Origin of the sequence: Chryseobacterium sp. KACC 21268 (genome assembly GCA_028736075.1) — a bacterium.
GTDB lineage: Bacteria > Bacteroidota > Bacteroidia > Flavobacteriales > Weeksellaceae > Epilithonimonas.
This window is the reverse complement of the sequence record CP117875.1, coordinates 1951349-1974544: the sequence shown is the minus strand read 5'-3', so window position 1 is coordinate 1974544 and position 23196 is coordinate 1951349. Positions and strand designations below refer to the sequence as shown.

The following is a 23196-nucleotide window of genomic DNA, read 5'->3' as shown; positions in this document are numbered from 1 at the left end:
TTTATTGTATTATTGACTTTAAAAATCGACAGTTTCTGGATTCAAACCAGAGAAACCTGTTTCTTCCAGGGTTTTCAGTGCTTTCATATCGGTCTCTGAAATTTTGAATCTTTCGAAATGCAAATTATTTTTGATATTCTTGGGATTTTCAGATTTCGGCAAAACCACCGTGCCACATTGCAAACAAAACTGAATGCATAGGATTGCTGGCGAAACGCCATAATTATCTGCAATATCTTTCAAATCCTCATCTTTCAATAGTCTTCCGGAACCAATTGTACTCCAGGCTTCTATCACGATTCCCTTTTCTTTGGAATAGTTCACCGTTTCGTCTTGGGTGTATCCTGGATGAAACTCGATCTGATTGACTGCAGGAATCACTTCCGCTGTTTCCAACAAAGCTTTTAGTTGTGGCAGCATAAAGTTGCTTACACCAATTGTTTTTACAACACCAGACCTATTCAATTCTTCCATCGCTTTCCAGGTTTCTGCATTGATCTCTTTCCAATTTTCAAATTGTTTCGCATTAGCAGGCCAATGAATCAAAAGGAGATCGAGATAATCTGTCTTAAGTTTTCTAAGAGACTGTTCTACAGAGTTTTTCACACCAGCTGCGCTTCTATTGCTGTTCCAAATCTTGGTCGTCAGATACAAATTTTTCCTATCAATCCCAGATTGTTGGATCGCCTCTCCTATTTCCGCTTCATTTCCGTAGATGTCCGCCGTATCAATATGCGTGTAGCCTGCTTCCAATGCGGTCTTTACAGTTTTTTGAACGCTCTCTGTAGTTTGCCAGGTACCAAAACCAATTTCTGGGATGTCGGTCCCATTATTTAGAATGACTTGTTTCATTTTTAAAATATTTTTGAATTTAAAAGCCAAAATTACGCCATCGAAATCGGTTCTGAAAATAATTCAACTGATGGAAGAATCAAAAAATAATGATGAAAAATCTAATGATATTTTATAAATTTGACCTATGGAAAAACAGGAATTCGGTTTACTAGGAAAGAATATTTCTTACTCATTTTCAAAAAAATACTTCGAAGAGAAATTCAGAAAACTATTTTTGAAGGATTACAGCTATAACTTTTTTGATATTCCCGAAATTGACCATTTAAATTCTGTCACAGAAAATCCAAATCTTGTTGGGATGAATGTCACGATTCCTTACAAACAGGCCATTATTCCGTTCCTTGATGAATTAAGTGACGAAGCTTCACAGATTGGCGCAGTGAATTGCGTAAGCTTTCAAAATGGAAAAAAAATCGGATATAACACCGACGCTTTCGGATTTGAGAAAACGCTTCTCATCAATAAAAAAGAACACCACAAAAAAGCCCTGATCCTCGGAGATGGCGGCGCTGCAAAGGCCGTGAGATATATTCTAGACAAGCACAACATTGAACACAAAACAGTTTCCAGAAAGTCGGAGATCAATTTTGAAAACCTTTCTGAAGATCTGGTGAGAGATTCATTGGTAATTGTACAAACCACGCCAGTCGGCACTTTCCCGAATATTGAAGACGCAGTTCCTTTTCCATTTGATGCGATCACGGATAAACATTACGTCATCGATTTGATCTACAATCCGTCAGAAACAGCTTTCCTGAGAAGATCTGCGGAAAAAGGCGCAACCACTTTAAATGGTTTTTATATGCTGGAGCAACAGGCAGAAAAAGCGTGGGAAGTTTGGAATAAATAGCCTCAGCAAGATGATTGAAAATAATTTTACTATTATAAAATCTGACAAAAGGCTGGTCAAACTAAATTTCGACCAAATTTCCATCATCAAAGGTCTAGGTAATTACGTTGAGATTTTTATGACCGATGACAGAAAATTCGTTTATTACAAATCATTAAAAGAATTGATAGATAAACTTCCAGATGAGTTTATGAGAGTTCATAATTCTTATATCATTAATTTAAAAAATGTAGAATATTTCGAAGATAATCAGCTTATCATAGGTAAAAACAAAATTGCGGTGGCCAAAAGTTACAAATATTGTCTGCTAGAAAGCATAGATAAATTATTATTGTAAATCATAAAATTGACCAAGCAAATAATATATCTGACAAAGCAAATAATAAATTTCCAAATCCCTTACTGAAAAATTAGTTTTGTTCAAAAAATATGAAATATTCATTTTTAACAATTCTAATTTTTATGAGTTTACAAGCAAAATCACAAGCTTCCAAGGAAAACATTTTTCTGAAAGATGTCGTATCAATTGATGCCATTATCAAAGCTTCTTACGAAGTTGTGTCTGGAGAAAAGGGAGCAAAAAGACAATGGGAAAGAGATAGATTTCTTCATCACCCAAAAGCGATTTATTCCTTTACAGAAAGACAAAATAATGAGACAAGACAAGTCGTAATGTCCGTCAAAGATTTCCACCAAGAAACTGACAATATGACTATGGAGACAGCTTTTTATGAAAACGAAATCAATAGAGAAGTTAGAATTTTTGGCAATATCGCGCAAGTTTGGAGCACTTACGAAACACGTTTAGAACAAAATGGTCCGGTAATGAGACGAGGAATCAACAGTATTCAACTCTTTTATGAAAACAAAAGATGGTTCATTTTCTCTTGGATATTCGACAAGGAATTGGAGCACAATAAAATCCCAAAAACTTTTGATAGAAACTAGAATTACAAGTGATTTCTAACTGATTTCCAACTTTCCAATTTCTCCTCAAATTTCACCGTATGGAGCGGACTTGTAGAAGGCAAAACCACAATTGGAATTTTGAAGTTTTTACCTAGAATTTTCAGCAGATTTTTATAAGATTTTTGTCCGTTGCAAAATATCATTTTAATATTTGAATGATTTTCAATCAATTGCGGAATGTCATTATCAATCTCTGCTTTGATTTCAGTGTCGCTACTACCCTTTCTTTCGCAGCTTTCTATCACATCCCAAAGTGCGATATGATTTGCTTTGATGAGATTGATCCTTGTCTCATAATCGTTGGAAAACTCCGCGTCAAAAAGATGAAACATAATTCTCCAAAATTGATTCTGCGGAAATGCATAATATTGCTGCATTTCCAAAGACTTCGCACCAGGCATCGATCCAAGAATCAGGATTCTGGAATTTTCATCTACGATTGGTGGGAAAGAATTTATTCTGTTCATTATTTTAATTGTCTTCGAGAGCCTCAGATTGAAAAACCGAAGTGTTTTCCAGATTACATTTTATTTCAGATTATCCAAAACCTTAAACAATGCAGTACTAATATTTCCACCCTGATAATTATTAAGAATGATGGAAAATACATATTTCTTTCCAGTTTTAGAAGTCTGATAACCGGCGAAAGATTTGCTGTCTTTAATCGTTCCACTTTTCATTTTTATGCCATTTTGCGTCGGAAATCCTTCATAGAAAACATCGAAATAATTTTGTTTTTTCGCATACAACAAAGCTTGCACCTGCGCTTTCGCCGAGACATAATTTTGAGGCGAAAGACCACTTCCGTCAGCAAAATTAATCATATTAGCATTGATTCCTTTTGATTTCCAAAAGTCTTTCAAAAAGTCAATTCCTGTTTCAAAAGTAGGATTGTTGCGTTTCTCTTTTGCCATTGTTTTGATGAGCGTTTCTCCATAGAGATTGATACTTTTTCTCAAAAACCAATAAACGATTTTTTCCAGCGTAGGCGATCTGTATTCGAAAATTAGATTTGAAGTCGGAGCTTTTGCAACAGATTTCCCTTCTAATTTTTCATTATAATAAGTCGATACTTTTCCAGAAACCGAGATCCCATTTTCTTCAAGCGTTTTCTTGATTTCAATAGCTAACTGCATTGGAGGATTGGGTGTTGCACCAGAAACAGTTGTAACTTTTCCTGCGGGCAACATTCCGTTGATAATTGCAGTTTCAGAATGTGGCGCAGTGAAGATGAGACTTTGGTCGGAGCTTCCGCCGGTTTTCAATTCATTGACCCAATTCACATTTTCCAGATCATAAGAATAGTTCTTGATCTGATTGCCATTGATGTTGATATCAAATTGATTCTCTCTCCAATTCACGCCAAAAGTTCCAGCGCCGTAATAATTTCCCAAGTCGTTCCAAGGCCAACCGCCAGGCGTACTTTGGAAATCGAAATAAGAATCATCAATAATTAAATTACCAGAGATTTTTTTGATGCCCGATTTCTTGACAGCTTCTAGTAGTTTTTGCTTGAAATTTTCTGGTTTGTAGGCTTCGTAGCGCCAACTTCCCAAAGTCGGATCGCCATTTGAAGTGATGTAGAAATCACCATCCAAATTCCCGTTCGATATTTTACCAGAATATGAAGCGGTTGTTTTGAATTGAAAATCTTTCCCCAAGATTTCCAAAGCCGCCACAGAAGTAAAGATCTTCTGTGTACTTGCCGTCGAAAGACCTTTGTTCCCGTTGAATTCATAAACCAGATTTCCATTCTCATCTGAAACGTAGAACGAAAGATTAGCAGACAAAGCATTTGGTGCAGACATCATTTCTTTCACCGATTTATCAAGGTCAGCAGAAACCGATTGACAAAATACGGTTTGCGATATAACTAATGGAATCAAAAGAAAGGTCTTCATTTGGAATTTTTATCAAAAATAAGGATTACCAATCAAACTATTCTAATAATGAGTAATTGAAAAGTAAATCGTATTTTAGATCATCAAAACAAACAATATGAAAGCGCTTAAAATTCTGATTTTTGGAGTAGTTTTATGTTCAATGACCACTTCTTGTAAAGATTCCATAGAAAAAATTCAAGCAAAAAATGAAATGGTGATTGAGAATTATTTCAAACTTTTCAACGAACATCAATGGAAAGAGCTTTCAGAGTTTTATGTTGAAAATGCAGAATTCAAAGACCCCTCTTTTGGAAATGGGATCGTGAAACAATCTAAAGCTGAATTTGTTAAAAAATATACGGAGCTTAATCAAGTATTTCCGGATTTAAAAGACAAAGTAATTCAGGTTTATCCATCTGGCGACAAGAATATTATTGTTGAATTTGTTTCGACTGGAACTGCGCCAGATCAATCGAAATTTGAACTTCCCATCACCACTATTTTTACTATTGAAGATGGAAAAATAACCAAAGATTATACTTATTACAATAATTTTGAAGAAGCAAAATAATGAGCCTTTTTGACGACCAATTTGAATTACTAGAAAACATCCTGCCATACGACGGCATCACTTCCTACTACGGAAAAGTTTTTTCTGAGGATGAAGCGAATGATTATTTCAACAAATTAATGACAGAAATTGAATGGAAAAGTGATGAAGCCGTGATCTTCGGAAAACTCATTGAAACCAAAAGAAAAGTCGCCTGGTACGGAAACGAAGCTTTCAGTTATACTTATTCGGGACGAACAAAAACGGCTTTGACCTGGAATAAAACATTATTGGAGATCAAAGAAAAAATAGAATCTGTAAGTGGAGAAAACTTTAATTCTTGTCTGCTAAATCTTTACCACGACGGCTCTGAAGGAATGGCATATCACAGCGATGGCGAAAAAGATCTTAAAGAAAATGGCGCCATCAGTTCTGTAAGTTTTGGAGCAGAAAGGAAATTCAATTTCAAACATAAAACGACGAAAGAATTGGTCTCACTAATTTTGGAAAACGGAAGCCTCTTGATGATGAAAGATACAACTCAGAAATTTTGGCTTCACAGATTGCCAACGACTACGAGAATCATAAAACCGAGAATCAGCCTGACTTTCAGGACGATTGATAAATCAAAAAATTAAAATTATTTCCCCAACCCTAAAGGGAGTAATTTTAATTTTCAATCTAAATCACTGCTTTGTATTTTCTCATAAATCCAAGACATAGAATTAAACCTATAATAGATAATCCTGCGCCAACCAACGATGGATAATTGTAAGTCAATCCATATTCCAAAGGCAATCCACCGAAATAAGCTCCAAGGGAATTTGCGATATTGAAAGCAGCTTGCATAATTGCCGCAGCCATCATCTCAGAATTTTTGGCCGTTCGCAACATAATGATGTTGATCGGCGTTCCGACAGACATCGATAAAACCCCACAAATAAAGGTGAGAATCAGAGAAATAATTTTGTTTTCTGAGAATAAAAACACGAAGATCAAAGCCAAAATCATTGCTGTAAAAAGAATAGCTGCAGCTAAAGCTGGTCGCATTTTGTCAGACATTATTCCACCTAAGAAATTACCTACGACCATACCGGAACCTGCCAAAACCATTATGTAAGCGATGGAATCTGTCGGGAACTTTGAAACATTGGTCATCAAAGGTGTGATGTAACTGAACCACGCGAACAAACCACCAAATCCAATTGCTGAAATCGAAATAATGTGCCAAGCTTTGATGGTTTTGAAAAATTCCAATTCATCTTTCAAACCGACAGTTCGCAGACTGTTCATATACGGAAGCAGAAATTTAAGCGCTAAAATCGTGACCAAACCTATCAAAGAAACAACGCCGAAAGCATATCGCCACGAAAGCTGATGTCCGAGCCAAGTGACAAATGGAACCATCGCAAGATTAGCAAGCGTGAGTCCGGCAAACATCATTGCAATACTTTGCGCCTGCTTTCCAGGTTTTGCCAATCGTGATGAAACCACAATCCCCACACCGAAAAACGCACCGTGAGGCAACCCAGACAGGAATCTCAGGATCATCATTGTGTAATAATCATTGGACAAAGCCGACAATCCGTTGAAGATGGTAAATGCAATCATCAAGAAAATCAAAATTCTCTTCGGAGGAAACTTTGCGGCATAAGCTACCAAGATTGGCGCGCCTACAACCACGCCTGCTGCATAAGAAGAAATAAAATGTCCAGCTTGGGGAATCGAGATTTTTAATGATTTTGCTACGTCGGGCAAAAGTGCCATTATCACGAATTCTGTAGTCCCAATTGCCAATCCGCCGAGAGTGAGCGGAAGTATTCTCTTATCCATTTTGCAAAAGTCCTCAATTTAAAATTCAAATTCAAATTTTAGGGATTTAAAATGTCGAATGGTAAGATTAAATTAAACTATTGTTTAAACTGAGTTAATAATTGAACTTTAACTGTAACATTATTGACAAAATATGAACTAACCCTGAAATCTGCAGCCCGGCCTGAGTGGAAATCCATTTTTGGCTGGGAAATGCTAGGCTAAAAAGATTGGGAACGGAGGACGGATAAAGCTGCCATAAAAATGATTATTAATTGCGTTATTTCCGTTCTGTTTTGATTTTTCTACTATTTTTGCATAGCTTAAAAGTATGTTGAACAAAATCCTCACTTTTCCAATCGTAGTTTTGATAAAATTTTATCAACTCGCCATCTCGCCTTGGCTTGGTAAGAACTGTAGATATCATCCAACCTGTTCGCATTACACTTTGGAAGCTTTAAAAGTTCACGGACTTATCAAAGGGAGCTGGCTGGCGATGAAACGAATTGCGAGCTGTCATCCTTGGGGAGGCGAAGGCTATGATCCTGTGCCACCAAAACAACATTAAAATCATCTATCAATGAACCATATTTTTCTAAGATTTTTTCTTATTCTTTTTGTCGGATTTTTCCAATTGGTTTCTTCGCAAAATTCCCCAACTAATGTTTCTGAGGGAATTTTAAAAATTAACAATAATGAAAAAGTACCCGTGAAAATCTTTGCAACGCAGAGACCAGATTCTTTGTACGACGAGGCTTCCAAAAATGTTCCCAATGAATTGATCATTTTGAATGAAGATAATATCACAGCAGAATCTGCAGAACAATTGGCTTCGATCCAGAATATTCTGTTGAAATATAAAGCTTTCAATTTTCAGTTTTTAGATAAAGATTTTAAACCTGCTGATGCAACGCTGGAGCAGAAAAATATTGAGAATTTCAAATATCTTTTAAAATCTAATACAGTTCTGAAACCAACAGATAGCGCCGAACTAGAAACAGTTTATAAAATTTGGGATCCAGTGAAAGGAATCAAACTGGGACCAGTGATGCTTCATTTTTACAGTCTAATGTTCATTCTTGCTTTCGGATTAGGCTATTTTATTATGGCCAAAATTTTCAAAATAGATGGTGTGGACGAGAAATATCTGGAGCCGTTTTTCACTTATACTTTGATTGGAACTATCTTGGGTGCAAGATTGGGTCACGTTATTTTTTATCAGCCAGAACTTTTCAAGGAAGATTTCCTCAGTGTATTTTTGCCAATCAGCACGCGAGGCGGTTTGCATTTCACAGGATTTTCCGGATTGGCCAGTCACGGCGCGGCGATTATGGTGATTGCAACGACATTATATTACAGCATCAAAATCATCAAGAAAAATCCACTTTGGGTTTATGACAGAATCGGGATTGTAGTTGCTTCCGGCGGTGCTTTTGTGAGAATGGGAAATTTTTTCAACTCCGAAATTTTAGGAAAACCTATTGATCCTGCTTCGCCATTTGCAATGCTTTTTCCACAACAGAGCTCAGAATATGGCGTTACGATTCCAAGATATCCAACGCAATTGTTTGAGGCCTTTGGATATGTTTGTCTTTTCTTTTTGCTTTGGTTTTTATATAAAAAGACCGACAAAAAATATCAGCAAGGTTGGTTGTTTGGATTATTCTTCATCATCCTTTGGGCCATCAGATTCTTTGTAGAATTCTTGAAAGAGCCACAAGGAGACGAGATTATCAGTTTTGCCGGACTTAATACTGGTCAAATTTTGAGTATTCCGTTTATGATTGCAGGAGCGGTAATTATGATCATCTCTAAGAAATATAACCTTCCAAAAACGGAAACAGTATAAAATGAAAACTCCCAATATTTTGGGAGTTTTTTAATTTTGTGAGATGATGAGATTTAATAGAACAGCAACAACGATTATAATTTACTTGCTAATTGCAGTTTTAAATATTTTAACCTTCGGTGAGTATTTAAAAGCAACAAAATTAGCTGGAGGTGAAGTTGGAATGATTCCAATTGCAATGATTATTATTTTTGGAATTACTTTTCTGCTTTCTACAATTGCATTTGTAATCATTAATTCAAAAAAGAAAATATCTATAATCACTTCCATCTTTATTTACCACATCATTTATTTAGGTGTTTTAATTTCTTGGGGATTTGATTTTAAAAATTTGACTAATCTAAAATACACAAACGTTGACTTATTCATTATTCTAATACCATTCTTAATTTGGGCAATTGTATCATTAGTTTGTAAACTTTGGGTTTCAAAATGGATAGAACAAAACAATCAATTCTAAATTTACAAAGCTTTAATTTCATTAATAAAATCTTCCACAACTTCATCAGAAGTCGCCCAGGAAGTTATTATTCTAATTGCAGAATTCTCTTCATCCATCTTTTTCCATACGTAGAAATCATAGTTTTTCGATAACTTTTCGATTTGAGAATTGTTTAGAATTGGGAATATTTGATTCGTAAAAGTTTCTGATAAAAACTGGAATCCTTTTTTCTGAAAAGCCGATTTGATCTTCATTGCCTGAACATTGGAAATCTTGGCCAAATCAAAATACAGATCATCTTTCATCAATTCCAAAAACTGAATTCCCAGCAATCTTCCTTTTGCCAACAACGCACCTTTCTGCTTGACGTGGAAGCCGAATTCTTCTTTCAAATTGTCATTAGTAATCACAATTGCTTCGCCGAGAAGTGCGCCATTTTTAGTTCCGCCGAGATAGAAAACGTCTGTAAAATTGGCTACGTCTTCCAAAGTCAAATCGTTGACCTCAGAAGTCAGCGCTTGTCCCAATCTTGCGCCATCCATAAAAAGAAAGAGATCATTTGCTTGACAAAATTCGTACAACTTCGTCAGCTCTTGTTTTTGATAAATCGTCCCAATTTCTGTGGAATTTGAAATATAGACCAATTTCTGTTTCAGCTGATGCGGCTTGTTGGTATGAGAATCCAAAACCGATTGAATGTGTTCTGGTTTTAGTTTTCCATCTTCCGTTACTACGCCGTGGATTTTATGCCCTGTCGCTTCTATCGCGCCGGTTTCATTGGTAAAGATATGTCCAGTTTCTGCAGAGATCACACTTTCGTGCGGTCGAAGAATTGACGAAATCACCAAAAGATTGGCTTGCGTTCCACCACTCACAAAGTAGATCTCAGCATTTTTATCATTGATTTTTTTCTTGATTAATTCTCTCGCGTCATCAGAATAATTATCGTAGCCGTAGCCATTTTGCTGATTGAGATTAGTTTTAATTAATGCTTCTAAAATATTGGGATGACAACCTTCGGAGTAATCGTTTTTAAAGGAATATTTCTTCATTTTTCTTTCTGCTTTTTGACGATCCAAAGGTATTGATTTTGATTTATGAGCTAAAATTAAAACAGCATTATATTGTTAGTCAAAATTTGATTTACTTCTAACTTTTGTTTAATTTTGAAATATGAATTCCTTGACCGAAGAAAATTACCTGAAAGCACTTTATCATCTTGTGAATGAGAATGATGAAGTTTCTGTGAACGACCTCAGCCGACAACTCAACATCAAAATGCCTTCTGTCAACAGTATGGTAAAGAAATTTGCGGAAAAAAACTGGGTGAAATATGAATCGTACAAACCCATCAAACTCACAGAATCTGGAAAAAAAGAAGCGTCGCTCATCGTGAGAAAACACCGATTGACAGAAATGTTTCTCGTAGAAAAAATGGGATTTGGCTGGGAAAATGTCCACGAGATCGCGGAACAATTGGAACATATCCATTCCGATGCGTTTTTTGATAAAATGGATGAGATTCTGAATTACCCAAAAATGGATCCTCACGGCGAACCCATTCCTGACAAAGATGGAAACGTCATTCAGCCTGATCACAAAAAACTGAGCAAGTGCAAGGAAAATGAAACAGTAGAATTGGCCTCCGTTACAACCTCATCAGAAGATTTTCTGAATTTCCTTAATAAAAGAGATTTGAGCTTGGGAACACAATTGAAAATCTTGCAAATCGAAGGTTTTGACCAATCGATGTTGATTGCTTACAACGGGCGCGAAGAGAATTTTAGCAAGACGGTTTGTGAGAGGTTGTTGGTGAAGTAAATTTTGATTTCAAATTATACCAAGTTTTATAAAGATATAATAAAAAAGAGACTCATAACCGAGTCTCTTTTTCATTTAGTTGAACATATCTTTTACTTTCTCAAAGAATGTTTTTTCTTTTCCGGTGGGTTCGGCGTTCATATCGCCATTTTCCAATTGTTTTTGGAAGAATTCTTTTTGGTCTTTCGTCAGCTTTTGTGGCGTCCAGACATTGATATGAACAAACATATCGCCTTTGCCACCGTAACCTTCGATGTTTGGAAGACCTTTTCCTGCCAATCTTAAGATTTTGCCAGATTGTGTTCCTTCATCCACTTTGATCTTCACTTTTCCACCAACCACGTTGATTTCCTTAGTCGTTCCCAAAGCTGCTTCTGCGAAAGAAACATACAATTCCTGATGAAGATTGTCGCCTTCACGTTTGATGGTTTTGTCCACTTCCTCTTCTACCACAACCAAAAGGTCACCCGGCGTTCCACCAAGTGGCGCGTCGTTTCCTTTGCCTCTTACATTCAGTTGGATTCCGTCTCTTGCACCAGCCGGAATATTGATCGTGATCTCTTCATCCTCTTTCACAAGACCTTGCGCATTGGCTCCAGCAGGGATTTTGTCCGCTACTTTCCCAACACCTTGGCAAGTTCCACAAGTCGTTTGCGTTTGCATCTGTCCGAACATTGTGTTCATCATTCTCACTTGAACACCGCTTCCGCCACAAGTAGGACAAGTCTTGGAAGTTACGCCTTTTGCCAACTTCATTTTTTTGACCTTGATGGTTTTCTGAGTACCAGAGATCATTTCTTCCAGGTTCAATTTGATTCGGACACGAAGATTAGAACCGCGAGACTGCTGCTGTCTTTGCTGACCACCACCAAATCCGCCACCGCCGAAAATATCACCGAACTGACTGAAGATGTCCTCCATATTCATTCCGCCGCCGAATCCGCCGCCGCCAAATCCGCCACCTGCTGCACCGCCAACGCCAGCGTGACCATATTGGTCATATCTCGCTTTCTTGTTGTCGTCGCTTAGAACTTCATACGCCTCTGCCGCTTCTTTGAATTTTTCCTCTGCTTCTTTATCACCTGGATTTTTGTCCGGGTGAAATTTGATCGCCATTTTTCGGTAGGCTTTCTTGATCTCGTCAGCACTTGCTGATTTGCTGACTTCTAATATATCGTAATAATCGCGCTTCGCCATAATAAATAATTGATAAGTGATAAATGATAATTGATCTTCTGACCAATTAACTTTATCATTAATAAACTTAGTTTCCTGTCACTACTTTTGCGAAACGGATCACTTTCTCGTGAAGTTGATATCCAGTTTCCACTACATCTACAATTTTACCTTTCAAATCTTCTGATGGCGAAGGAATCGATGTGATAGCCTCGTGTAGATCTACATTGAAAGCGTCGCCTTGCTCTACGTGGATTGGTTTCAAACCTTTTTCTATCAATTTGCTTTTCAATTTTTGATAGATCAATTCGATGCCTTTGAGTTCGGACTCGTTGCCACTTTTGGAGATTTCTTTGATGGCTCTTTCGAAGTCATCTACAACGCCAAGCATTGAGGTCATCAAATCTTGGGAAGCATACAAATAGAAATCGTTCTTCTCTTTTAAGGTTCTTTTTTTATAGTTTTCGAATTCTGCGTAGAGACGGATGTATCTGTCTTTTTCTTCTGCCAAAAGTTCTTCTGGCGTCGGTTTTTGTGACACATTTTCTTGATTTTCCGTTTCTTGATTTTCTGTCGAATTCGTTTCTTGATTCAGGTTTTCCTCGTGTATATCTTTGTTTTCTTCCATAATGGTAATTTTACAAAGTACATTTCTCAATTCTTTTGCCAATCGTGGTTTTTTGACAATTAGGCAGAGATTGGGTAGGAGATTTGAAATTCCAGATTCCAGATTTGAGATTTGGAATTTGGAATTGAAATCTTCAATCTTGGCGAAGCTGCGTGAGCGATGGTAGTGGATATCCTTTTTGTGTTTGGGTAAGTTCTTTCTAATGACCTATGGTGAAGACAAAAAGATAGTAACGGACAGCGCGACCCGGGCATTGGGAAATGCGGCTGTGAGGGGCACGCCCAAATTTTACTTCATATTGGAAACGGAAGTCCGAAAGTTGATGTCTTCCAAAGTCCAATTGAGGATTTTGTCGTCTGCGCCAAAGATGTCTTCGAAGTTGGGATCTACGTAATGGTTGGGAATCACACCTCTCTTTTGATCTTCAAACTCGATGTTTGGGCGAATCAGAAAAAGTCCGATTGGAAGTGCCAAATGTGAATTGGGAAGAATGACGGTATTGTTTACGCCTGCAACTGTTCCATCATTGGCACCGCCTGTTTCTTCGCCTACGATGACGGCTCGGTTTTCGAATTTTAATTTTGCTGAAATGATGGACGACGCAGAGAAACTGGCTCCATTGACAAGGACATAGATATTTCCTTTGAAGGCATTTTCTTTGGGTTTTGTAGGTTTGGATGAGAACTCACGGAAGTAATATTTCTTATCCTTTTTCGAGGACAAAAAATAGTTGCCTGCTAAGAAAAACGGATAACCAGGCGCACTAAGAATACTTGTGAATACAGATTGTTCGCGGAAGTAATTTTGGTGCATCCCGGAAGTTTTGGAAGTCATTTCGGGCGACTTAATTAGCGTAAATTTCTTGTCGGTAAGGTAGGAATACAGTGTATTGATTTCCGAAAGTGAACCGCCGAGATTGTCTCGAACATCTATAATAAGATAATCGGATTTTGCATTTTTGATCTTTCGAAAAGTCTGATCATAGAATTTTTTGGCGTAGGTTGCGGAGAAGGATTTGATCTTGATGTAGGCAATACTGCTGTCGGATTTCAGGAATTTGAAACTTCTGTTGTAACTTTTGGAAATCGCATCATAGTCCTGCAGTTTGTGATCTACTGTGACTTTCGGTAGTTTTTTTTCTTCCGACTCTGCTTTGGCTTCTTTCTTCTGTCTTTTGAGAACAATGTCTGCTATCTGATTATCACAAACTGTTTTCAGTTTTACACTATCCAGATAGCCGTTTTCCAGAGTGTAATAGTTGAAGAAAGTTAGGTTCATAAAATACTTTTGGAAAGTTCTGTTTTCCCCGTCTGAGCTGTAGAGTTTTTGGTATTTCCTGATAATCTCCGAAACATTTTCATCATTGATTTTAAGGATTTCGGTTCCTGCTTTTATCTGTCCTACATTTTCTTTGTTTTCCACGACAAACATTCGGTCATCGATAATTTTGTAATCCATCAATGCGAAAAGCGGTTTTTTCTTTTTGAATTCCTTCTGTTCGGTCTTAGAATATTTTTTCCCGACAGACCTGAGCCGCAGATGACCTTCATTGATACTTGCAACTACAGGAGCCAATTTGAAGTAGAATTGATTTGGCGTCAATGGTTCCTTGATATTGGTTTTGAGGCTGTCAAACTTATGATCCAATTCTTCTTTAGAAATGTACCAGTAAAGATTTGGGTGGAATCTCTGCAGTTTTTGATATGTGAAATCTATGTCTTTTCTAAGTTCTGCTGTTGGAATCTTCTTCTCCAAAAAGAGATTGTTCCTCTTGACAGACTGACAAGAAAACAGGATTATTAATATCAAAAAGGCGAAGGTTCTTTTCATAAATAAGGGACTAAAAATAAGATATTTAAACCAAAAAGGATTAATATCAATTCTAACTTTAACATATTATAACAAAAAGTGGTTTTAGATTTGTAAGAAGTCTTTGTTATTAAAATCAACAGTTACATTATGAAAAATATAATTCTTGCAGCCTCAGCATTTCTAATTGCTCAGTTTTCATTTGCACAAACCAAAGAAATCACGGCTTTTACCAATCTTAAAGTATTTGACAAGATTCCGGTTCAGCTGGTCGCATCTGATTCTTATAAAGCGGAATTGAGTGGTACAATGGCCAATGAAGTAGAATTCGTGAATTCCGGAAATGAATTAAGAGTGCGGATGAAACCCACAAAACTTCTTCAAGGTGATGATGTGAAGATCTTGCTTTACTATACAGACATTAGTGACATCCAGGCAAGTCAGGGTGCAAAAATATGGTCATCCGATATCGTCAAATCATCCAAATTAGGATTGACATCCAACGAAGGTTCCAATATTGATCTTAATGTCAATACCAAAGTCATCGAAGGAAAAGTAAATACTGGTGCCAGTTTAAAATTGTCGGGAACTACGGATTCACAATCAGTAGTCGTCAATACCGGTGGGAAATATGACGGACAAAGTCTGCAAACACAAATCACAAGCATCACTACCAATGCTGGCGGACAAGCCTCTGTAAATGCAATGGAATCTGTAGATGCTACCACAAGAGCTGGCGGAATCATTGATATCTATGGTAAACCAAAATCTAAAAATGATAAGAAGATTGCTGGTGGAAAAATCAGATATCATTAATCGTCATCAAAAATACATAAAAAGCTTAATAAAAAAACCTGCTCAACAGCAGGTTTTTTTATTGTAAAATATGAAAATCTTATTTTTTACGGGAAGATGATTGTCTGACACAAAGCATCGGTGTGAGGACCAGTTTCTTTTCTATGGTAATGCCAGAGAAATTATCTTTAATACTATCTAAAAACACACTGCCTGACACCTTACCCATCATCACCGGTGTTTGATCTACAGAACTGATCGACAACTCCATAAATTGCGTAAAGGGCTCATTACTGAAGCCAATCACACCAATATCTTGAGGTATCTTGAGTTTCAGATTCTTAATTTCTTTGCAAACGCCCAAAGCTGTAAAATCTGAAGCAGAGAAAATAGCATCTGGCTTTATTTTGCGTTTCCAAACATTCTTCATAGCATGGATGCCTTCCTCGATGGAACTTCCTGTATTGATGATGTTTTCCTGAACTACTGGTAGCTTGTAATCCTGCAATGCACTGATGTACCCTTTCAGCCTGTTTTGATAGATTTCCAAATTCTGATCTCCGGAAAAGTGATAGATATTTTTATAACCTTCATTAATCAACTGTTCTGTTGCGAGATAGGCGCCCTTGTGATCATCAATTGTGATGGTGCTGATGCCTGGAACATCCTTCTTTCTATCAAAAAAAATGATTGGCGTACTAGTAGTGCTCACCACTTTTTTCATGTAGTCTGTATCGACTGTATTTTTTGAAATCGAAATAAAAATACAATCCACCTGAGTATGCAGCAAGGTATTAAGCTGTTTCTTTTCCACAGCAGCATCATCGTGGCTTTGGCAGATGATGACACGGTAACCGTGCGGAGAAAGCTCCTCCTCGATCCCACGGATCACGGATGAGAAAAAGTTGGTATTGATATAGGGAACTATTACGCCCACTGTTTTGGTCTCTCCACTTTTGAGTGCTTTTGCGAGATTATTCTGCTTATAGTCCATTTCCTTGGCCATATTCACCACCAATTCCTTGGTTGCCTGGCTTATCCTGGGATGATTGTTCAGCGCTCTGGAAACAGTCGCTACACTCACATTCAGTTTTTTGGAAATATCATATATTGTGGTGTTTTTCTTTGTCATGTATTCTTTATCTAAACATTAGATACTATTGATGTAAATATATAAAATAATCCCTGTCAGTGCTGAAATTTTAATTCACTTTTCATAGAAATCAAGAATTATTTTCAAAAATCCTTATATTTTTAAAATAAAACCATTACTATTAAATAATAGTACAGCAAGGATAATCTTTCTTTAAAAATTCCATAAGAAAAAAGCCAATTCACCGAAATGAAATTGGCTCTCATTATGAAAAATATTACTAATTTTTGATTAATTTACCGCTGAGCTGGCTCGCATTTGTTTTTAAGCTGTAGAAATATGTTCCGGTTTTTAAATCTTTAGCTTGAATGGTTAGATTATTAAGACCAGATTTTTGATTTGCTTTTTGTATCGTTTTAACAATTCTTCCACTCATATCGTAGATTACAAGATTCACATCAGAAGTTGATTTCAAATCAAAAGCGATTGTTACCTGATCTGTAAACGGATTTGGATAAACGCTCAGTTTTGCATCCTTGATATTTGCAACCGCTAAAGTTGAAAAGTCAATATTGACAGAGGACTCCGGCATCCAGTCGAAAAGAAACGTAGGATCTGTTTCTTTTTTGAAAACATTAGCAACTGTAAATACCTGGGATTGTGCTTCCGTGAGAACCACACCTCCATTTGCTCTCAGCGCCAATCTTTCGGTCGTTGCACCATCGCCGGTGTTTCCATACTCTACAAATGTGACAGGAAGCGCTCCATTAATGGGTGTTGTCCAGCCAATTGGATTCAGCATTGCTGGTGTTGCAGTTCTGATGAAGGCAGATTTCGGTGTATTTTGCCAAGCACGTCCAAAATGGAAATTACTGATTACCGTTCCATTAAAATCTTGCGTACCTGCAGCCGGAACCGTTAAATTACAATCTAGAAATACAAACCCAAACTTTGTAGTAGATTCTGTAGATGGCGCCGTAACCACACTATTATTACGGTTGATGTAAGTTGTACACTGATCAAAAACAACCGTCTGACGGCCAAAGATGAAATCCACATTCCCCTCTATATAAGAGTTTTTAAAATAAGCTCTTCCAATACTGTTTCCTAAGTAAGTATCTTGATAACCAAGAATCCTGCAATCATAAAATGCCTGACGGTCCCCTTGCGTTTTCAAAGCAACGGCTTGTGTCGCAGGATTAATCGCTGTATTGGCTGTAGAATTCACAAATGTATTAGCAATTGTAATTTTGGAAGCTGTGAAATCATTAGCAAAAACTGCCATCGTTTGCGAAAGAGATGTTCCGTATGGAGAACCAGTTTCTGGATTGATATTGCCTGCCGCTACATTATTTGTAATGATGGTAGTATTGGCATCATCACCAATCAAGAAAACATTAGATTTTGCTGCCAAAAGTGTAGGTCTTTCAGTATAAATCCCCGGTTTGATATGGATAATCCATCGTCCTGTGTAATTATCCGGAACCGCATTGAAGGCTGATTGAACCGTAGTGTAATCCCCAGTACCATCTTTAGCAATTGTTTTGACGACATCAGGATCAGTAGCTTTGGTTGTAACAGTTATTACATTTCCATAAGATGTTCCTGCAGAATTGGTTGCAAATGTTCTTGCGTAATAAACTGTAGAAGGATCTGCACCAAAAACATAAGATGAAAAAGCGCCCAATCCAGAACCACTAGATACTTTGGTGGCATTGTCAATGCTTGGATTATTATTGGTTTTTGACCACACAATTCCCCTTTCTGTAACAGTAGCGCCGCCCCAATCTGCCACGTTTCCAGAAACCACAAACGACTTATTTGTCACCTGAGACTGTGATGTGTTGGTCAAAGTTGGCGCAACAACACTTGCCAATGTGGTGAAACTAACCTGATTCCCATACGCTGTTCCAGCAGAATTGGTAGCATAAGCACGCACAAAGTAAGTCGTTTCAGGAGAAAGATTAGATAGAGAACTTACAAAAGATCCACTCGCTACATTATCTGTGGTTTTAGAATTATTGATTGTTGGGTTTTCGCTGGTGCTCCAGACGACTCCGCTTGCTGTTACGGCGCCACCTCCATTGCTGGAAATATTACCACCTGAAACCGCGCTCGCTGTAGAAACCGAAGAAACGCCCGCTGTAGAAACCGTTGCAGGGTTTGCAACCGCTCCTTCCATCGTTCCCGAAATTTTAACATTCCTTAAACCAAACTGCTTATTGGTTGCCACGGCTGTCAAATAAGGGTAAAATCTTACATAAAGCTTTTGACTGCCAGTAAGAACTACCGGCGTAGAAAGTGTAGCACTTAAAGCAACAGAACCGTTGTTTGGCAATTTTAAAGAACTTTGGATAGAAACCGAATTAGAAAAATCAGCGTTAACAGAGTAAAATGCCTGATAGTACATATTCCCAGTCCCTGCCGCTCCAACCAGAGCCTCGATTTTGTTAATGGTAAATGTACCTCCATTTGTAGGATTAACATCTAACTGAACATAAACATCCGGATTGATGGTCGTTGCATTGGTGGTTGCAGACCAACTGTTCGCACCACCAATGACCTGCCAAAACAGCACATTACTTTCTGCAGTCGTTGCAGGAGCAAAGACAATTTTTGTATTGACATTGTAAGCCACATTTGCGCTTGGATAACTGATACTTGACTCCAGATTACCTTCAACAGATTTTTCTGTAATATTGGCAATCAAAGGCCAATTGACCGATGCGGGAGTAGCTTCAAAAGCTTTGGATGGTTTCAGGTTTTTACTTTCAGTCAGTTTATTTTCTTCTTTGATTTTTTCATTAGCAAAAGAAGTTTTCACATTATGACTTGGTGAATCATAGAAATAGGATACACCTTTTCCAATCCCAAAAATCATCACAGCACTCAAGAGTGCAGCGGGAAAGAGTAATTTTTTTTTCATTGTTGATTTTGATTAACAGTTGTGATTTGGCTTTTGATCTTGTAACTATTTTACAATTACTTTTTGTGTGTAAGAATCATTATCAGTTTTTACCACAAATAATTTCAAGCCTTTGCTTAATTTCTTAATTGAAATGGCATTGATTGTATTTTCTCCTTTATTTAAGATGCCGTTATAAACAACGCCTTCTGACTTTCCAGAGAAATCTGTAACCAGAATCTGTACAGGTTTGTTATTCTCTTTGGAAAAAATTTTAAGAGAAATCTGTTCAGAGGCTGGATTTGGGTAAAGTAAAGAAGCTGCGTTATTTTTAGAATTTACTTCGCCTGTTGCCAAAAAAAGACAATCGGTTGGCTGCAAAAGTACTGCGCCGGCTCCTGCCATTACAGTTTGCTTCACATCCTGAGATGCAATTTTATTAATTGAATATGGCGGTGTGAAAGCAGTCCCAGAACCTACCATAGTTCCGCTGGTTCCAGAGAAAGTGTTTTCCACCAGTTGTGCAGCAGTGAATTTTCCAGTTTCTAATCTGATTGGATTTCTTACATTCTCAAAATAGTTACCCTCGATCAGAAGATCCGCTTTGTAACCTGCATAGATACAGTAGTTGCTGACAGAACTGTTAAAATAATTATTCAGCAAATGTACTTTGCCAAATCTTACTCTTGGCATTCTTTCTCTCACGCCAGGTCCCCACCAGCAATATTGCATAGTGATTCTCAATTTTCCCTCGTCTTGTGTCGCATCATCACCAGATCCAAATAGGTTGGAAAATCTGTGGTCATTGCTGCCACCAGAGCCACCGGGAATTGGAGCTTTTAGATATTCGAATTTTGTCCAGGTAACGCTGATAAGATCAGAGGCATTTTTGATATCAAGATTACCATCCAAAGCATCCTGAAAAGTACAATGATCTACCCAGACGTTCGTACAATTGTCAATCGTCAAATTGTCATTCCCATCTACATCGTAAGCACCAGGACCTTCAAAGGTTATATTTTTAATCAAAATATTGGAACTGTTCTTTGCATAGAGAATTCCAGATCCGCCAGAAGTAAGATCTACAGAAACCAATCGAGCTCCGGCCAATCCTAATATTGATTTTCCGGTTTGGTTATTTAGGGTAAGTCTGCCATTGGCAGGGAAAGTGATTTGACCAGAGATGTGAATCACTTTTACAGCCGTTGCATTGACCGCAGCTTTCAGCTGATCATAAGTTGTCACCACAGTTGGTACTGCAGTTCCGCCACCGGTTACTCCATTCTGGGAAGCCCAGCCCGCAGCAGGACATTGCGCCTTTACATTGGTCTGAAACAAGGTAGCCATCAGAAATACAGACATTAAGAATATTCTCTTCATTGGGTAATTATCTTTTAAGAATTAGAATGATATTTAGAATTTGAAATAGGTTCTGAATTAATAAAAACATTATAACAAATTGATTTTTAATTAATTACAATTATCCTATTTTAGAAAAAAGGAAAAAAAAAGTTTGATGAAAACTGGTTTCATCAAACTTCTATTAATGAAAAATTTAATTCATGTAATTTTAAATCTTCCTGGTTATCAGTTATTATTTCAATAAAACCTTCACTGATTTTTCTCCAGCTTCAGATTTAAGGTTTACGATGTACAATCCTTTGTTGTTGATTTCAAAGTTTGTGTCTGCAGATGTCTTTGTAGTTTTTACCAAAGATCCGTTTGCGTTGTAAACATTTACTTGTGTGTTTTTGGACTCAAGATCTGCAACATAAATTTTGTTACCGCTTGAGAAAACGTTAGCTTTCATAGATTTCTTAACATCATTCACGCCTAGAACAGTAGTTCCAACATTTGTAGCGGTAATTTTGTAGATGTTAAGAGACTGATCTCCGTAGATGTACAAATCTCTTGCAGGACCTACATATTGGTAAGTGTAGATCAATGCATCTTGGGAATTAGAATAAGTTTTTGAACCTAAAATAGATGATCCAGTTCCAATGTAAAGTGTACGGTCATTTCCACCACCGTTTTTGTACCAAACATTCACCTCAGAGTTACCGTTTACTTTGATTACAATGTAACGTTGTGTTGGTGTCGTGTTTACGCCAGTTGAAGTGTAGCCACCACCATTCAATTTGAAACGTTTTGTAGCAGAAAAACCATCTGGGAATGTAGCAGCATTACCCTCTACCTGTGCAAAGTTGACAACAGTAGCTGGTCCCGGAACAAGTCCTAAATTATTTTTTACCACCGCTGTAGTTTCACCAGCAATCACTGGCCATGCAGCACTAGAGAAATCCCAAGTGGTTTGCGCTTTAAAAGAGTTAACAGAAGCTACTACTGAAAAAGCTAAAAGAAGTAATGATTTTTTCATGATAAAATGATTTATTTAATTGTTTAATATTATTTATGCAATCGATTACACAAATATTTGTAATAATTCGACGGTTCTAATATAAAATTATTATTCAATACCGTGATATTTTTTTTTAATTTAATATTAATTTTTTTTAACATAACCTATAAACCTTCTATTCATAGCAGTTTTAGCTGATGATAAATTTAAAAAAAAGCAAAATCACAACCACCAAAAATGTATTTTGATGGCAAAAAATAGTGCAATCGGTTGTCCTAAAATAACAGAAATAATGACCAATTTCATATTAAATCAATTTTCAAACAAATGTTTATCAAAAACTAATAATTTTCATTGATAATCTCATATTAATGCTTCATTTAGAATCAAAAGAGGATTTTTTGAGATATCCTAAAATAACAGATCTTTGATTGTAAATAAAAAACCCTACAAACAATGTCTGTAGGGTTTTCTGAAAAAAATTATGAAAATATTTACTACTTAGCTTTCTTATTTGAGAAGAACTTTTACGGATTTTTCGCCAGTCTCAGACTTAAGATTTACAATGTAAAGTCCCTTTGTATTGATCTCAAAATTAGTATCTGCAGAGGATTTCAGAGACTTCACCAAAGATCCGTTCGCGTTATAAACATTGATATTGGTATTTTTTGATTCCAAATCCGAAATGTAAATTTTATTGCCGCTGGAGAATGCGGTAGCTTTCAAACCAGACTTTACATCACCCACAGCCATTGTAGCAGGAAGTTCAGTCTGTCCTACGTTGGTCGCCGTAATTTGATAATAATTGAAACCATTAGTTCCGCCAATATACAGATTAGCAGCTGGCCCTGTATAATTAACTGTTAATAGATAATTGGTGCTGGAATCAGTTGCAGTCAGTGATCCCAAAACATTAGTCCCATCTGTCACATAAAGTGTACGCGATCCCGAGCCTGAAGATCTGAAATAAATTTTCACCTCACTATTTCCTGTAACTGCGAAGTATAAATATCTTTTGGTAAATACCGCAAAATTAGATGGCGTACTATTGGAATAACTATTGCCACCAGTTTTATTTCTTTTCGTAAAACTAAAGCCAGCGAAATCACCGGTGCTGCCCGGAGAATGACTTTCTATGATACCAAAACCATTCGTAGCACCTTCAGTACCTGGGATATATGCCAGATTATCATCCAATTTATTTTCCCCTACCGCTGCCTGTGTAGAGTTTGAGGAAAAGTTCCAAGTTTTGCTGGCTTGAGCATTGAAAGTTACTGCAGAAACACCTGCTAAGATGAAAGAGAATAATAGTTTTTTCATGATAAATTAATTTTATTTAGTTGTTTTAATAATTTCTATGCAATCGATTACACAATATTCTGTATTAATTCGACGGTTCT

At 37.0% G+C, this 23196-nt stretch carries 23 protein-coding genes; 10 read left to right on the top strand and 13 right to left on the bottom strand.

Translation table 11 applies throughout. The features are described 5' to 3' along the window. Window positions 1–18 precede the first annotated feature (18 nt). On the bottom strand, window positions 19–852 hold the full coding sequence (locus PQ459_09210; GenBank protein ID WDF48640.1) for an aldo/keto reductase: 834 nt from the start codon (window positions 850–852) through the stop codon (window positions 19–21). Window positions 853–979: 127 nt separating this feature from the next. Here PQ459_09210 and PQ459_09205 point away from each other — a divergent pair, with 127 nt between their 5' ends. From PQ459_09205 to PQ459_09195, 3 genes are all read left to right on the top strand, one after another. Beyond that, on the top strand, window positions 980–1705 hold the full coding sequence (locus PQ459_09205; protein ID WDF48639.1) for a shikimate dehydrogenase: 726 nt from the start codon (window positions 980–982) through the stop codon (window positions 1703–1705). Between the two features lie 10 nt (window positions 1706–1715). Further along, the gene (locus tag PQ459_09200; protein ID WDF48638.1) at window positions 1716–2042 is read left to right on the top strand and encodes a LytTR family DNA-binding domain-containing protein; all 327 of its coding nucleotides are present in this window, start codon (window positions 1716–1718) and stop codon (window positions 2040–2042) included. Window positions 2043–2167: 125 nt separating this feature from the next. Further along, on the top strand, window positions 2168–2653 hold the full coding sequence (locus PQ459_09195; protein ID WDF48637.1) for a hypothetical protein: 486 nt from the start codon (window positions 2168–2170) through the stop codon (window positions 2651–2653). Window positions 2654–2655: 2 nt separating this feature from the next. Here the strand turns inward: PQ459_09195 and PQ459_09190 are convergent, their stop codons facing one another. Further along, on the bottom strand, window positions 2656–3144 hold the full coding sequence (locus tag PQ459_09190; protein ID WDF48710.1) for a DNA-deoxyinosine glycosylase: 489 nt from the start codon (window positions 3142–3144) through the stop codon (window positions 2656–2658). A 57-nt stretch (window positions 3145–3201) separates the two neighbouring features. Further along, a complete protein-coding gene (gene dacB / locus PQ459_09185; protein ID WDF48636.1) occupies window positions 3202–4575 on the bottom strand; it encodes a D-alanyl-D-alanine carboxypeptidase/D-alanyl-D-alanine-endopeptidase in 1374 nt (457 codons plus the stop codon). Between the two features lie 97 nt (window positions 4576–4672). Between dacB and PQ459_09180 the strand changes: the two genes are divergently transcribed. Together PQ459_09180 and PQ459_09175 are read left to right on the top strand one after the other, a co-directional pair. After that, window positions 4673–5128 carry a nuclear transport factor 2 family protein gene (locus PQ459_09180; GenBank protein ID WDF48635.1) on the top strand — a complete coding sequence of 152 codons (456 nt, stop codon included), beginning with the start codon at window positions 4673–4675 and terminating at the stop codon, window positions 5126–5128. Further along, on the top strand, window positions 5128–5745 hold the full coding sequence (locus PQ459_09175; GenBank protein WDF48634.1) for an alpha-ketoglutarate-dependent dioxygenase AlkB: 618 nt from the start codon (window positions 5128–5130) through the stop codon (window positions 5743–5745). The genes PQ459_09180 and PQ459_09175 overlap by 1 nt, the downstream gene beginning before the upstream one ends. Before the next feature lie 43 nt (window positions 5746–5788). Here PQ459_09175 and PQ459_09170 read toward each other — a convergent pair whose 3' ends face one another. Beyond that, a complete protein-coding gene (locus tag PQ459_09170; protein ID WDF48633.1) occupies window positions 5789–6940 on the bottom strand; it encodes an MFS transporter in 1152 nt (383 codons plus the stop codon). A 310-nt stretch (window positions 6941–7250) separates the two neighbouring features. Here PQ459_09170 and yidD point away from each other — a divergent pair, with 310 nt between their 5' ends. The 3 genes from yidD to PQ459_09155 all read left to right on the top strand — a co-directional run bounded on the left by yidD (window position 7251) and on the right by PQ459_09155 (window position 9228). Next, complete coding sequence (yidD, locus tag PQ459_09165; protein WDF48632.1) at window positions 7251–7487, top strand: membrane protein insertion efficiency factor YidD; 237 nt, start codon at window positions 7251–7253, stop codon at window positions 7485–7487. A gap of 441 nt (window positions 7488–7928) precedes the next feature. Next, the gene (gene lgt, locus PQ459_09160) at window positions 7929–8768 is read left to right on the top strand and encodes a prolipoprotein diacylglyceryl transferase (protein ID WDF48709.1); all 840 of its coding nucleotides are present in this window, start codon (window positions 7929–7931) and stop codon (window positions 8766–8768) included. Window positions 8769–8811: 43 nt separating this feature from the next. Next, the gene (locus PQ459_09155) at window positions 8812–9228 is read left to right on the top strand and encodes a hypothetical protein (protein ID WDF48631.1); all 417 of its coding nucleotides are present in this window, start codon (window positions 8812–8814) and stop codon (window positions 9226–9228) included. A 2-nt stretch (window positions 9229–9230) separates the two neighbouring features. Here the strand turns inward: PQ459_09155 and PQ459_09150 are convergent, their stop codons facing one another. Further along, entirely contained in the window at window positions 9231–10262 is a 1032-nt protein-coding gene (locus PQ459_09150; GenBank protein WDF48630.1) for an aminotransferase class V-fold PLP-dependent enzyme, read from the bottom strand. Window positions 10263–10383: 121 nt separating this feature from the next. Between PQ459_09150 and PQ459_09145 the strand changes: the two genes are divergently transcribed. Then, complete coding sequence (locus PQ459_09145) at window positions 10384–11031, top strand: metal-dependent transcriptional regulator (protein ID WDF48629.1); 648 nt, start codon at window positions 10384–10386, stop codon at window positions 11029–11031. A gap of 75 nt (window positions 11032–11106) precedes the next feature. Here PQ459_09145 and dnaJ read toward each other — a convergent pair whose 3' ends face one another. The 3 genes from dnaJ to PQ459_09130 form a co-directional block, all read right to left on the bottom strand. Continuing rightward, entirely contained in the window at window positions 11107–12228 is a 1122-nt protein-coding gene (gene dnaJ / locus PQ459_09140) for a molecular chaperone DnaJ (GenBank protein WDF48628.1), read from the bottom strand. Window positions 12229–12295: 67 nt separating this feature from the next. Continuing rightward, the gene (locus PQ459_09135) at window positions 12296–12835 is read right to left on the bottom strand and encodes a nucleotide exchange factor GrpE (protein ID WDF48708.1); all 540 of its coding nucleotides are present in this window, start codon (window positions 12833–12835) and stop codon (window positions 12296–12298) included. 288 nt (window positions 12836–13123) lie between these two features. Further along, the gene (locus PQ459_09130) at window positions 13124–14665 is read right to left on the bottom strand and encodes a S41 family peptidase (protein WDF48627.1); all 1542 of its coding nucleotides are present in this window, start codon (window positions 14663–14665) and stop codon (window positions 13124–13126) included. Between the two features lie 129 nt (window positions 14666–14794). Between PQ459_09130 and PQ459_09125 the strand changes: the two genes are divergently transcribed. Beyond that, complete coding sequence (locus PQ459_09125; GenBank protein ID WDF48626.1) at window positions 14795–15460, top strand: DUF2807 domain-containing protein; 666 nt, start codon at window positions 14795–14797, stop codon at window positions 15458–15460. A gap of 79 nt (window positions 15461–15539) precedes the next feature. Here PQ459_09125 and PQ459_09120 read toward each other — a convergent pair whose 3' ends face one another. The 5 genes from PQ459_09120 to PQ459_09100 all read right to left on the bottom strand — a co-directional run bounded on the left by PQ459_09120 (window position 15540) and on the right by PQ459_09100 (window position 23116). Further along, window positions 15540–16571 carry a LacI family DNA-binding transcriptional regulator gene (locus PQ459_09120; GenBank protein ID WDF48625.1) on the bottom strand — a complete coding sequence of 344 codons (1032 nt, stop codon included), beginning with the start codon at window positions 16569–16571 and terminating at the stop codon, window positions 15540–15542. Between the two features lie 241 nt (window positions 16572–16812). Further along, a complete protein-coding gene (locus PQ459_09115; GenBank protein ID WDF48624.1) occupies window positions 16813–19458 on the bottom strand; it encodes a pectinesterase family protein in 2646 nt (881 codons plus the stop codon). 45 nt (window positions 19459–19503) lie between these two features. Continuing rightward, window positions 19504–20817, bottom strand: a complete 1314-nt coding sequence (locus tag PQ459_09110) for a T9SS type A sorting domain-containing protein (GenBank protein ID WDF48623.1) — start codon at window positions 20815–20817, stop codon at window positions 19504–19506. Between the two features lie 214 nt (window positions 20818–21031). Further along, window positions 21032–21814 (bottom strand): T9SS type A sorting domain-containing protein, encoded by a 783-nt coding sequence (locus PQ459_09105; GenBank protein ID WDF48622.1) that lies wholly within the window; start codon window positions 21812–21814, stop codon window positions 21032–21034. Between the two features lie 492 nt (window positions 21815–22306). Then, window positions 22307–23116, bottom strand: coding sequence for a T9SS type A sorting domain-containing protein (locus tag PQ459_09100; GenBank protein ID WDF48621.1), 810 nt, complete (start codon window positions 23114–23116; stop codon window positions 22307–22309). Window positions 23117–23196 lie beyond the last annotated feature (80 nt).